Origin of the sequence: Aliidiomarina sp., from assembly GCF_047920995.1 — a bacterium.
Classification (GTDB): Bacteria; Pseudomonadota; Gammaproteobacteria; order Enterobacterales; family Alteromonadaceae; genus Aliidiomarina.
Window position 1 is genome coordinate 67,173 of sequence record NZ_JBLRWZ010000007.1, and the last position, 12,374, is coordinate 79,546.

Here is a 12,374-nt window from a genome sequence, read left to right on the forward strand (position 1 = left end):
CAAATTGACGCTTCTTTTTCTCGATGCCCTGCTCTCAATATCCGGCTCTAGCTATCTTGCTGTAGCTATTCAGAGATTGCGCAACAGTAAACAAGCAACTCGGTTACTCTGCTAATGCTTGCTTATATTTTTCGTAAAGCTGGCGTTGCTTATTGGTAAGGTACACTTCCCTACCATCAATAAACATATACGAGATTTCCTGCCCTAAATGATCAAGCACATCGCCAGCAGAAACGATAATAGTTGCTTGCTTGCCCACTTCAATACTACCGATGCGATCATCTACACCAAGTATTTTTGCAGGGCCGTAGGTAATAGATGTGATGGCATCGCCATAACCCAAGCCAAAGGCAACTGCATTACCGGCCGCAAAGGCTAAGTTGCGAGTATCCCAAAAGCCTGGGTAGGCAATTGCGAAGGTTACCCCAGCTTCAGCAAGTTTTGCTGGCGCCGTGAATGCTGTGTCATAAGCTTCATCAACACGAGCTGGCAAGCCATAAGCCGAACCATACACAACCGCAATATCAGCGGCTGCAAGTTGATCCGCAACCATCCACGCATCACGGCCACCCATGATAACCAAATCAAAGCCATGGCGTTCATTAAACGCAATCACTTGCTCAATTTGGCGCCGATCATTGGCATGCACGAATAACTTTTTCTCTTTGCTGAATAAGCCGCGCATCGCTTCCCAACGCCGATCTATGCGTGTTTGCACACCGCGGTTGCGGGCTTCATGATATACCTTGGCGGTTTCTAAAATATCGGCAAGCTGAGTACGCGCTTCAGCTTGTGCTTTGCGTTGCTCTGCAGGGCTGCGGCGTTCCCACCAAGCATTGTTTAAGCCTGCGCCCGGCCAGCTAATATGCACACCTAAATCACCTTGCTCCAAGCCATCTTGCCAATTCCAGCTATCCAGCTTCATTAAACTAGATTGGCCACGCACTAACGCACCTTCTGGCACGATTTGCGCATGAGTAACACCGTTGTAACGAATCGTAGGAATTACCTGTGAATCGGTATTAAAAGCATGATGTGCTTGTACTTCCGGAGTGAAGTTGCCCACTTCGTTAGTATCTACCGTAGCGCCCACCGCCGACATCTCTACCAAACCTAAGGTAGTGTCTAAGGCAATTAATCCCGGGTACACTTGTTGCCCACGTGCATCAATTACGCGAGCTCCATCTGGAGCAGTTAAGTTACTGCCAATAGCGGTGATTTTGCCATCAACGAAAAGAATATCCGTTGCTTCCATCACGCCATGGCTAGCCGTGTGCACTGTGCCGCCCTGTAATAAAATAGGCTGGCTTTGTTTGCTACCAGGAACAATATTATGCGCCGCTGCTGTGCCGGTTAAGGCCAAGCCCATGGCGATTGATAAAATAAGCTTTTTCATTAGTGTGCGCCTCCAAGTGCGTGGCTGTGGCTGTGGCCGTGGTGATGATCACCAAGCCAATCAAGCCATACATCGTGGTTGTCTTCGCAATGCCAAGTTGGCTGCTCTTGGCGATAGCCATTGCGTGTTCCGCGATGTGCTTCGTCTCCAGCACCTAATACTTTTTGAATTAATGCTTGACGCTCGTTTGCTACTGCTTCACGAGCCGCGATGTCCGCTTCCCGATCGAAGTACTTACGGCCTTCAATCCATGTTTGCTGAACTTGCGCGTACGCTGATAATGGGTGGGTATTCCAGAATACTAAATCTGCATGTTTACCCACAGTAATGCTACCTACGTACTCATCGATTTCGAGCTGTTGCGCAGGATACAAAGTAATCATCCGCAGGGCATCATTCTCATCCATACCACAGTAGCGAACTGATTTCGCCGCTTCGGTATTCATACGGCGCTGCAAATCATTGCTATCCGAGTTAATGCTAGTAAGTACACCCGCTTCCATCATTACGCACATGTTATGCGGAATCGCATCAAAGGCTTCAATCTTAAATGCCCACCAATCGGCGAAACTAGAAGCTCCGGCACCATGCGCGGCAATTTCTCGAGCTACTTTATAACCTTCTAAAATGTGCGTGAAGGTATGAATGCGGAAGCCCTGTTGCTCAACTACATCCATTAACGCAAGAACTTCAGAGGCAACATAAGAGTGCACATGGGTGTGGCGCTCACTGTTAATTACCTGCAATACCGATTCCAAACGATAATCCGTGCGCGGAGGCGCGGTACGGCGCTTCTCAGCACGGCTCAAACGATCGTAATCAGCGCGTGCTTGCTCGTATTCACGGGCTTGCTGGAAAGCATCTTGCATGATTTGGGAAACACCCATCCGAGTTTGTGGATAACGGATTGTATTCGCACCACCCCAGTTGCTTTGCTTCACGTTTTCACCAAGGGCAAACTTTATCGTTGGCGGCGTTTCCCGGAATTTCAAACCTTCCGCGTTCTCACCCCAGCGCAATTTAATAGCCTGGCCTTGGCCACCAATTGGGTTAGCAGAGCCATGTAATAAGTGAGCAATGGTTGTACCACCGGCAAGTGAACGATAGATATGAATGTCATCTGGGTTCACTACATCGCCAATCCGTACTTCCGCAGTAATCGCTTCAGTACCTTCATTTACCCCTTGCGAAATAGCGATATGCGAATGCTCATCAATAATACCCGGGGTTACGTGCATGCCAGTAGCATCAAGAACCGTGTAGCCACGAGGCGTGGATAAGTTCTCGCCTACACGATGAATTAAACCATTGCGAACGATAATGTCGGCATTCTCCAATACCCCTTGATCATCCGCGGTCCACACCGTGGCATTGCGAATATGCAAGTTCTGTTGTGCTGGCCGTTCCGTTAAACCAAAAGCGATATTCGGATAGGTAAGCTCACCAACATAATTAACCGCGGCAGTAGCTTGCTGTTCACTGGCACTATCACCATTTACCTCCTGCTCAACAGCATGGGCCGCTAATGTGTGGGTACTACCCATCGCATCTTGTACCGAACCTTGTAGGCTATTTAACGCTGCATAGCTCATTGCAAAGCGGAACACACCCGGCATGCCCAAAGCGGTTAAGTTAGCACTGAAGCGCAATTGCTCATTGTTTTGGCTTACGTTCTCGGCACGTACTTTTTCTTCACCGAGGCTAAGCTCAACTTGCATACGGTTGTTGTTGGTAATCCGCAAGCCAAACTCTACGCTAAGCGCTTGCAGGCTCCACTCACCAGCAAAATCAACTGGATGCATCGATTGCAATTTGGTTTCTTCGCCCTGCAACCATACAGAAACAATTTCACCATCTGCGAACAAATCACCACGGCTCACTACCACATCACCGCGGAAGCCTACAGCTAACTTACCACTTTGGTTTGCTACACCCGCAATTTGTGCTGGCACAGTAGTAAGTGCCGCTAGGGCACGATCTTTGCTTAAGCCATGGGTAACGGCTTTACGAATGTTTGGCCAAAAATCTGCCCGCTTCTCCATACCGTGCATGGTAAATGCAAACTCAACGCCTGCATCCGCCAGCTTAGCTGGGTTAGCTGGTGCTCGTTCCCAATGGCGAAGGTTTGCCAAAGAAACATCCAACTCACCGTGCTGCTCAGTTACTTCCGGAGCGGCAGGGAAATTCAACGGCAAAATCAAGCGTGCATTGGTGCTCTTAATATCCGCTAAACGCGCATACTCAAAGCCAGAACCCACGTAAGTTACCGGGATATCAAACTGATTAAATACTTGATGTGCCCGCAATAAATTCTGCTCATTAGTGGTATGGAATACCATGCCCTGATCTTTCAGCCGTTGTAATGCCGCCAGTGCAGCATTAAATTCAACCTGGCCATTGCCAGCGGTTTTACCAGCAGCCTCTGCATACCAATTGGTATCGGCTAATGTTTGCCGAATAAGGGCGATACTACCCATTAACGAAGCGGGATACTGTTGGGTAGAGCTACCCTTATCAAATGAACCAAACTGCTGGGTACCAGCCTGGTAAATCGCATCGTTGGCAATGGTATCAGCGAGCGAAACAGTAGTGGCACGGCCTTGGAAAATACCATCTAAGCGAGCACTTTGTACGGCAGTAAAACCCTGCTCTACGTAACTTTTCGCGCTAGATGAATTAGGTTTAAAGGTTTCATACCAGCTTTTTTGCGCGTGAATGGCTGCATTTGCTGCGTTGCCACCTTGGCGCTCATTACTATAAATTGGCGTGCCACTGCGGCCACGAGGTGCCGGGTTCCCTGGTGCTTCTACACCGTAGTTCGAATACGGGTCAATAAAGCCCGGGTACAACGTGTAGCCAGAAGCATCGATTACCCGAGCACCGGCTGGCGCACGATTATTGCGCTCAATAGCACGAATAATGCCGTTTTCAATAACTAAGGTAGCATTTTCAATGCGTTGTCCGGGTTCAGGAACTAGGGTTGCATTGGTAAATGCAACTAAACTTGGGTTATGTTGATATAAACCCTGCACCGGCGTAGTTTGGTCTGCCGCACTGGTAAGCGCCACGCCAGCTGCTAACAACCCTGAGCCAAACATGGCTGCGGTGCGCGTTAACGGATATCGCTTCATGGGAAATCCCCTGTTGATGAGAAAAGTACCAAACGCAGGTTCGGCATTTATTTTTAGTTGTGTTTCCACATTAAAGCCTGTATTGCCCGATCAAACAATGCACTGTTAGACGAAGCGCCCATTCGCAGAGATAAAAGTGCATTAAATGTTAACTATTTCGCCAAAATGTTTCGTATATTAGTATGAGTTCGTTATTTAATCGCAATTAGGAGTTGAAAATGAAAATAAAAAACATCGCAACCTTCACCCTTGCTTTGGGTGTAGCACTAAGCGCATTGCAATTTAGTGCGCCAGCGCAAGCCGATCCATTTACCAACGCCGAAGATGCAGTTAAATATCGGCAAAGCGCTCTTTCTCTTGTTCGTGCTAACTTCGCGCACATGTCCGGCATGGTGCGTGGCGAAATTGAATATAATGCAGAGGCGTTTCAAGAGCGGGCAAATGCCCTAAAACACTTAAGCCACATTTCCTTTGATGCATTTTCAGGCGCCGGCTACAAGGTTACTGAAAACAGTGACGCGCTGCCAGTGATATGGGAGAACTGGGACGATTTCAGTGAAAAAGCCGAGGCTTTTAAAAGTGCCGCATACGAATTAGCTACTGCAGCTGAAAGCGAAAACCTGCGCACGATTCGGCCGCGCTTTATGGCAACTGCGCGCACCTGCCAACAATGCCACGAAGGCTATCGCGCCGATTAGTACAGGATAGAGATATACGTAAGTAAAACAAGGAGTGCTAATATGGTCATTAAGTTGTGGGATGGCTTTATTCGAGGGTTTCATTGGCTATTAGTGCTTGCGCTAATTGGCCTTTGGTTCACCGGTGGAAACCTTGATTACATTGAAGTGTTCGGCATTTTTATCGAGTTCATCGATGTGCATCACAAGCTTGGTTTATTTGTATTAGCACTCGTACTTACGCGCATTATTTGGGGCATAATCGGCAGCCAACCCGGCCGCTTCAGCAGTTTCGTACGCGGCCCCAAAGCCATTCTCATGTATCTGCGCAACCCATTAAAAAAAGAGTATCTAACCCATAATCCCGGCGGCGCTATTGTGGTGTTAGTAATGTTGGGGCTGCTTCTTGCCCAAGCCATTACCGGCCTGTTCACCGATGATGCTATCTACTTTCGCGGCCCATTAGCGAGTACCGTAAGCGATACTACTGTGCGGGCGCTCACGTTTTATCACAAACAAGCCTTTGATTACTTACTGATCGTAATCGCGCTGCACATTGTGGCAATTCTGGTATATGCCCTGCTGCGGAAGAACCTAGTAGGGCCTATGATTACTGGTAAGAAACGCCTTACCAATACAGCGAGCAGTATCCCCAAACAAATCCACGGCGGTTTTGGTTTTCTCATTTTAGCCGTTAATTTAGTTTGCATATATTGGTGGCTCGGTTAATTAAGCAGTGCATAAATTGCCGCGCATTGACATTGGGCAAGCGCTCATGGCAACCTGCGCACTAAGCTTTTAACCAAAGATTTGTTTATGCATACCATATTAATCGCTGATGATGATTTCATTAGCCTAGAAATACTGAAAGCAATGCTCGCGCAATTTCCGTTACGGATTGTTACCGCTACCAATGGTACCGAAGCCATAGCGCTGGCTACCGAAGAACAACCTAAATTGCTCATTCTCGATTATGAAATGGACGATTTAACCGGTGCTGAAGTGTGCGCAAAGCTCCGGGAAATGAACGAATTCACCGATACCCCCATCATTGCCCTTACCGGCCACCAAAGCTCGAACCATCTCGATCAGTGCCGAGCAGCAGGCATGAATCAAACCTTGCATAAGCCTGTGGCGCCAGATGCGTTGCAGCAATTATTGCAACAACATGGGCTAATTTAACGCTTCACATCATCCGCATGTTGTAACAGCCCTACCGATTCTTGCAAAAACTGCCCCGCATGCGGTCCAAACCAGCGCGCTACCGCGTTAAATTCGCGAATAAAACCCTCGCGCCCTTCTTGCTCCAATACATCAAGCAAGTTAGTAAACCGCTGAATATAACGACGAATCATTCGATGCTGATCGTGATCCGAGAGAATAATATCGGCATACAACCCAGGGTTCTGAGCAAACAACCGCCCTACCATCATCAGCTCCAGCCGATAAATAGGCGAGCTTAGGCTCAACAGCTCATCGAGGTCTATATCTTCATGCGCCAAATGATAGCCATACACAAAGGTGGATAAATGGCGCATTACTTGAATCACTGACATCGCCTGATCATGGCGCTCCGCCGGCAATTCATGCAACCGCGCACCCCAAATTTCAAACTGCCGCAACAGCCATTGCGCCGCTACCGCATCGCGGCCCGGCGTTACCAAAATCGTTTGTTTTGCAAAGGTAGGAATATTTGGCCCAAACATCGGGTGTAAACCCAAAACGGCTCCCGAATGATTCGCCAACATCGACCCTAACGGAGCTTGCTTCACTGATGTTAAATCAGCCAGTACACAATCATCCGGTAACTCAGGCAATTCACTGATCACCGTTGCCGTATGTTCAATCGGCACGGAAATTAATACGAGTGCAGCGTTTTCTACCGATTTCTCTAGCGCATCAAGGTTATCAACATCGATTACGGTTACCGTGTAGCCGGAAAGCTCAAACCAGCGCACAAATAACGAACCCAGCTGCCCTTTACCACCCACTACTACAATCGGCCGCTCACTATCGCCCGTGCGGCGAAAACCTTGGTGCTTCTGGCGCTGATACGATTCGCGCATCGTGCGGCGCAACACATCCTCAATTAAATCACCGGTAAGCCCGCGCTGTTCAGCCTCACTGCGCCGCGCAGCAATTAACGCCGCCTCGCGCTCAGGCACATACAACGGCTGCCCCAGCTCTTGCTTCACTTCACCTATCCGCCGCGAAATATCCATTCGCCGCGCTAACAAATTCACCAACTCTGAATCTGCCGCATCAATTTCTTCGCGCAATTGCTGTAACCGTTTATCCACGCCACCTCTCCTCTCCAACTCCCTCGATACTACCGCGCGGCTTGCGTAATATCCAGAGTCTTCCGCGAACATCAACGGGGAATCGAGAGCCGCTTCCGTGCTGGGGGCTGCTCCTTTGCAGGGACGCCGCAAGTACATCCATGTAGGCTTGGCTGCCGCATCCATGCGGCAGACACCCTGCATTAGGAGCAGCCCCCACCACTCACGCAACTGAGTATTGTTCTAGTTTCCGCAGCAGCAGACACCCTACCACGGTATGGATGTACTCGAACGGTTCGGTGCCACAGTGCCTAACTGCAAGGGACGCCGTGAGTGCTGTAGGGGCTTACGCCACCGAAATGTCCACGCCATGGATGGCGTGGCCATAGCGCCACATGGATGTGCTCGAGCGGTTCGGTGGTGTAAGCCCCTACAGCACGGAAGGCATTCCTAGCAGTTAGGCATAAAAAAAGGCCCCGAAGGGCCTTTTTGGAGCATGCATAGATGCTTAACCGAGCTTCTCTTTGATACGTGCAGATTTACCGCTACGCTCGCGTAGGTAGTAAAGTTTCGCACGACGAACAGCACCGCGACGTTTAACAGAAACGCTAGCAATTAATGGGCTGTGCGTTTGGAACGTACGCTCAACGCCTTCACCGTTCGAGATTTTACGAACCGTAAATGCACTGTGCAAGCCACGGTTACGCTTACGAATTACAACGCCTTCAAAGGCCTGTACCCGCTCACGCTCACCTTCTTTAACTTTAACATTGACGATAACAGTGTCACCCGGAGCGAACGCCGGGATGTCTTGCTTAAGCTGCTCGTCTTCGAGCACCTTAATGATATTTTTGTTTACTTTTGCCATGATTTTCTCCACCTAGAATATACTACCCGAACACTGTTATTTGCTGTTTTCGATACTATCGATATAGGCATTTAACAATTGTTGCTGCTCGTCAGTCAGAGCTAGGTTATTAAGTAATTCTGGTCGCCGCTGCCACGTGCGCCCAAGCGCCTGTTGCAACCGCCACCGCCTAATTTCTGCGTGGTTACCGCTAAGTAACACAGACGGTACCTGCTTGCCGTCGAGAACTTCTGGCCGAGTGTAATGCGGACAATCCAATAATCCATCTGCAAAAGAATCTTCTCCAGCGGAATCTTTATGTCCTAAAACACCAGGCACTTCACGCGCTAGCGTATCAATCAATACCATTGCTGGGAGCTCTCCGCCACTGAGAACAAAATCCCCAATCGACCACTCTTCATCAATATCGGTTTCAATTACACGCTCATCTATGCCTTCGTAACGCCCAGCAACCAACACGTATGCTGAATGCTGAGAAAGCGTGCTCACTCCTTGCTGATCTAACTTGCGGCCTTGCGGCGATAGATAAATCACTTTTGGAACTACGCCTGCTTTTTCCTCTACCCCTGCTTTTGCGTCGCGTATTGCGGCGCGCAGCGGAGCAACCATCATTAACATCCCGGGGCCACCACCATAAGGGCGATCATCCACGGTACGATGACGGTCGGTAGCATAATCCCGCGGATTCCAAGTATTCAGGGTTAACACCCCATCTTGAACTGCGCGGCGAGTTACGCCAAATTCAGTAATCGCACTGAACATTTCCGGAAAAAGGGTTACTACCCCTACGTGTAACTGTTCAGCCATTAGAAATCAGCTGGCCAATCTACCGTTATCCGGCCTGCTTCTTTATCAACGCTCACAATATATTGTGATTGTATGAACGGAATCAGGCGTTCGCGTTTACCAAACCCATCGTTACTATTTGCGGTTACCACCAGTACATCATTTGCAACTGTTGGTAACAGATGATTTACAGTGCCCATATCGTAATTTTCTTTATTTACAACACGCAGCCCTACAAGATCACGCCAATAAAATTCATCGTCTGCAAGCTCCGGCAATTGTTCTGCCGGAACGGCGATTTCGAGGCCGGTTAGCTGCTGAGCAACTTCCCGATCTTGAATATCCGCCAATCGTGCTACCAGATCTTTGTTATGCCAACGCCATTGGCTAACTTCGATCTCGCGCCACTGCCCATTGTGGCCAATCAGCCACGGGCTGTAATCGAATATGCCTTCTTGATTCTCGGTGTATGCATTAATTCGCACCCAGCCTTTGATGCCGTAAACTGCACCAATAGTGCCGATTACCACATTTTCATTAGCTTGAGTTTGTTCTTTTTGCATAGCTTGAGTATCACTCATATTCGTATATCCGTTTGCTGATTAAGCCGCTTTACGCGCGTCTTTGATCAACTTAGCTACGCGATCAGAAAGTTGCGCGCCTTGACCTACCCAGTGTTCAACACGGTTTAGGTCTACACGTATTTTTTCTTCCTGGCCACGAGCTACCGGGTTAAAGAAACCGACATTTTCAATGAAACGCCCATCACGAGCGTTTCGGCTGTCGGTAACTACCATTTGGTAGAATGGACGCTTTTTAGCGCCACCCCGTTGTAATCGAATGGTTACCATTACCGTTATCCTATCTTTGTCAATGTTTGCAAATGTTAAAGAAGCCTCCCTAACACGAGGCTAGGGAGGCTGCAATATTCTACGGATTTCCAGCGCAAACGCAAGTAAAACTGGCTGCTAAGGGTAAGTAATACTGTGTATTTCCACTCTTAACATTGCTTTTGTTAACGACCAGGGAACATTCCAGGTGGCATTTTGCCACCCATTTGGCGCATCATCTTCGCCATTCCGCCGCCTTTCATCTTTTTCATCATTTTTTGCATTTGCGTAAATTGCTTCAGCATGCGGTTTACATCTTGTACTTGCACACCCGAGCCTGCTGCAATTCTGCGCTTCCGCGAACCCTTAATGATATCCGGGTGCTCACGTTCTTGCCGGGTCATGGAATTAATAATCGCTTCCATACGCACGGTTACTTTATCGTCCATTTGGCCTTGCATCTTACCGGCCATTTGCCCCATGCCTGGTAGCTTATCCATTAGCCCCATCATACCGCCCATACTGCGCATTTGTTGCAACTGATCACGGAAATCTTCTAGGCTAAACTTGCCGCTTTTCATTACCTTACTAGCAACTTTTTCGGCTTTCTCCCGATCTACCTTCGATTCCACCTGCTCAATCAGGGAAAGTACATCGCCCATGCCTAAAATACGCGAGGCAATACGATCCGGATGGAATGGTTCTAACGCATCATTCTTTTCGCCCACACCCAAAAATTTAATTGGCTGGCCAGTAATATGGCGTATCGATAACGCCGCACCACCGCGAGCATCACCATCTACTTTGGTTAAGATTACCCCAGTTAATGGCAGCGCTTCACCGAACGCGCGCGCCGTGTTGGCCGCATCTTGCCCGGTCATGGCATCTACTACAAAGAGTGTTTCTATCGGCTTAATCGCGGCATGTAGCGCTTTAATTTCCGCCATCATGGCTTCATCAATCGCTAACCGACCCGCGGTATCCACCAACACCACATCAATAAATTTCTTGCGCGCATAATCGATAGCAGCAGTGGCAATGGCTACTGGCTTTTGCTCGATGTTCGAAGGGAAGAATTCTACCTCAACTTCAGCCGCCAAACGCTCTAGCTGCGCTATTGCCGCTGGCCGGTACACATCGGCACTTACTACTAATACTTTTTTCTTGTGCTTCTCTTTTAAGAAACGCGCCAACTTACCCACACTGGTAGTTTTACCAGCGCCCTGTAAGCCTGCCATCATCATTACAGCAGGTGGCTGGGTAGCTAAGTTAAGCGGCGTATTCGCTTCGCCCATCGCTGCTTCCAGCTCGGCCTGCACAATTTTCACGAATACTTGGCCTGGATTCAGGTTTTTATTTACCTCAACCCCCAGTGCCCGTTCTTTTACTTTGCTAATAAATTCTTTTACTACCGGCAACGCCACATCAGCCTCAAGCAAGGCCATCCGCACTTCACGCAGGGTATCTTTAATATTATCTTCTGTAAGCCGCCCACGCCCGCTGATATTGCGTAGGCTCTGCGATAATCGATCGCTCAGGTTTGCAAACATCTTATCTTCCTGTAAGCCGAGTTTCGGGTATTATAACGGAATGAGGTTGGGTTTGGCGATTCACAAGCTTATACTTCATAATTATTTGTATAATTTAACGAAAATAATCAAAGTTAACACCACGAGCCAACAAGGATTCAGAACCGATGCTAACAGCTGTAACCCTATTAAGCATCTTCGCTTATCTCATCGCAGCGCTTTTATTAAGCCAGCGTATCGGTGCGCCTGGTTCAATGCGCATGCGTACTCGGTTACTTTCAGTAACCGCCCTAGTAACGCACCTTATGGTGTTAGCCAATATCTTTACCGAAACCACATTTGTAACAATTAATCTATTCACCACACTAACCATTATTACATGGTTAATTAGCGCACTAAACACCGCCCGCGGCGATCATCCCGCCAGCATGCTTTTGCGCCCAGCAATTTATGCATTGGCTGCACTCAGCCTCATGTTGGTTACCTTGGTACCTGCAGAGGTAGGCCGGCCATTCTTTATGAGCCCAATGTTTGCAACGCATATTAGCTTAGCGCTTATAGCTTCTAGTGTACTTACCTTAGCGGCGCTCTATGGCTTACAGCTGCTGTATGTGAATCGGCTCCTAAAAACCCACAACGCAAAAGTTGTTTCCGAACGAATTCCTTCATTGATGTCGGTGGAACAATATTTCTTCCGCCTACTCACTAGCGGTTTCATATTACTTACGCTCGCAATTATCGTAGGTTTTATTTACCTCGATGATTTATTTGCCCGTGGCCAACTGCACAAAACCATATTTTCGCTTGCGGCATGGCTAAGCTTCGGTAGCATTGTTATCATTCATTATTGGCGTGGTTTACGCGGGAAAATTGCGGTT

General features: G+C 48.4%; 12 protein-coding genes. 4 read left to right on the forward strand and 8 right to left on the reverse strand.

The genetic code is table 11. The annotated features are described in order from the left end of the window. Positions 1–103: 103 nt before the first annotated feature. Together ACNA7P_RS03280 and ACNA7P_RS03285 are read right to left on the reverse strand one after the other, a co-directional pair. On the reverse strand, positions 104–1,396 hold the full coding sequence (locus tag ACNA7P_RS03280; RefSeq protein ID WP_416257178.1) for an amidohydrolase family protein: 1,293 nt from the start codon (positions 1,394–1,396) through the stop codon (positions 104–106). Then, positions 1,396–4,527, reverse strand: coding sequence for an amidohydrolase family protein (locus ACNA7P_RS03285; RefSeq protein ID WP_416257179.1), 3,132 nt, complete (start codon positions 4,525–4,527; stop codon positions 1,396–1,398). Before ACNA7P_RS03285 ends, ACNA7P_RS03280 begins: the two co-directional genes overlap by 1 nt. Positions 4,528–4,745: 218 nt before the next feature. Here ACNA7P_RS03285 and ACNA7P_RS03290 point away from each other — a divergent pair, with 218 nt between their 5' ends. The 3 genes from ACNA7P_RS03290 to ACNA7P_RS03300 all read left to right on the forward strand — a co-directional run bounded on the left by ACNA7P_RS03290 (position 4,746) and on the right by ACNA7P_RS03300 (position 6,386). Continuing rightward, positions 4,746–5,225, forward strand: coding sequence for a c-type cytochrome (locus ACNA7P_RS03290; RefSeq protein WP_416257180.1), 480 nt, complete (start codon positions 4,746–4,748; stop codon positions 5,223–5,225). Positions 5,226–5,267: 42 nt separating this feature from the next. After that, positions 5,268–5,933: a cytochrome b/b6 domain-containing protein gene (locus tag ACNA7P_RS03295; RefSeq protein WP_416257181.1), complete on the forward strand. Its 666-nt coding sequence runs from the start codon at positions 5,268–5,270 to the stop codon at positions 5,931–5,933. Between the two features lie 87 nt (positions 5,934–6,020). Then, positions 6,021–6,386 carry a response regulator gene (locus tag ACNA7P_RS03300; RefSeq protein WP_416257182.1) on the forward strand — a complete coding sequence of 122 codons (366 nt, stop codon included), beginning with the start codon at positions 6,021–6,023 and terminating at the stop codon, positions 6,384–6,386. Here ACNA7P_RS03300 and tyrA read toward each other — a convergent pair. The 6 genes from tyrA to ffh form a co-directional block, all read right to left on the reverse strand. Further along, positions 6,383–7,504 carry a bifunctional chorismate mutase/prephenate dehydrogenase gene (gene tyrA / locus ACNA7P_RS03305; protein WP_416257183.1) on the reverse strand — a complete coding sequence of 374 codons (1,122 nt, stop codon included), beginning with the start codon at positions 7,502–7,504 and terminating at the stop codon, positions 6,383–6,385. The genes ACNA7P_RS03300 and tyrA overlap by 4 nt on opposite strands. Positions 7,505–7,991: 487 nt before the next feature. Continuing rightward, entirely contained in the window at positions 7,992–8,351 is a 360-nt protein-coding gene (gene rplS / locus ACNA7P_RS03310) for a 50S ribosomal protein L19 (RefSeq protein ID WP_416257184.1), read from the reverse strand. Positions 8,352–8,387: 36 nt separating this feature from the next. Further along, positions 8,388–9,158 (reverse strand): tRNA (guanosine(37)-N1)-methyltransferase TrmD, encoded by a 771-nt coding sequence (gene trmD / locus ACNA7P_RS03315; RefSeq protein WP_416257185.1) that lies wholly within the window; start codon positions 9,156–9,158, stop codon positions 8,388–8,390. After that, positions 9,158–9,700 (reverse strand): ribosome maturation factor RimM, encoded by a 543-nt coding sequence (gene rimM / locus ACNA7P_RS03320; RefSeq protein WP_416257192.1) that lies wholly within the window; start codon positions 9,698–9,700, stop codon positions 9,158–9,160. The genes trmD and rimM overlap by 1 nt, the downstream gene beginning before the upstream one ends. 39 nt (positions 9,701–9,739) lie before the next feature. Next, complete coding sequence (gene rpsP / locus ACNA7P_RS03325) at positions 9,740–9,988, reverse strand: 30S ribosomal protein S16 (RefSeq protein ID WP_416257186.1); 249 nt, start codon at positions 9,986–9,988, stop codon at positions 9,740–9,742. A gap of 164 nt (positions 9,989–10,152) precedes the next feature. Beyond that, positions 10,153–11,517, reverse strand: a complete 1,365-nt coding sequence (ffh, locus tag ACNA7P_RS03330) for a signal recognition particle protein (protein WP_416257187.1) — start codon at positions 11,515–11,517, stop codon at positions 10,153–10,155. Between the two features lie 146 nt (positions 11,518–11,663). On the opposite strand from ffh, the gene ACNA7P_RS03335 reads away from it, so the two are divergent. After that, positions 11,664–12,374, forward strand: a 711-nt coding sequence (locus ACNA7P_RS03335) for a cytochrome C assembly family protein (protein WP_416257188.1), incomplete at its 3' end; no start/stop codon positions are given.

Coding starts and splice junctions, on each gene's coding strand:
- rplS (WP_416257184.1), bottom strand. CDS start 8,351: ATGGCAAAAGTAAACAAAAATATCATTAAGGTGCTCGAAGACGAGCAG.
- ACNA7P_RS03300 (WP_416257182.1), top strand. CDS start 6,021: ATGCATACCATATTAATCGCTGATGATGATTTCATTAGCCTAGAAATA.
- ACNA7P_RS03285 (WP_416257179.1), bottom strand. CDS start 4,527: ATGAAGCGATATCCGTTAACGCGCACCGCAGCCATGTTTGGCTCAGGG.
- ffh (WP_416257187.1), bottom strand. CDS start 11,517: ATGTTTGCAAACCTGAGCGATCGATTATCGCAGAGCCTACGCAATATC.
- ACNA7P_RS03280 (WP_416257178.1), bottom strand. CDS start 1,396: ATGAAAAAGCTTATTTTATCAATCGCCATGGGCTTGGCCTTAACCGGC.
- ACNA7P_RS03290 (WP_416257180.1), top strand. CDS start 4,746: ATGAAAATAAAAAACATCGCAACCTTCACCCTTGCTTTGGGTGTAGCA.
- rimM (WP_416257192.1), bottom strand. CDS start 9,700: ATGCAAAAAGAACAAACTCAAGCTAATGAAAATGTGGTAATCGGCACT.
- ACNA7P_RS03295 (WP_416257181.1), top strand. CDS start 5,268: ATGGTCATTAAGTTGTGGGATGGCTTTATTCGAGGGTTTCATTGGCTA.
- rpsP (WP_416257186.1), bottom strand. CDS start 9,988: ATGGTAACCATTCGATTACAACGGGGTGGCGCTAAAAAGCGTCCATTC.
- trmD (WP_416257185.1), bottom strand. CDS start 9,158: ATGGCTGAACAGTTACACGTAGGGGTAGTAACCCTTTTTCCGGAAATG.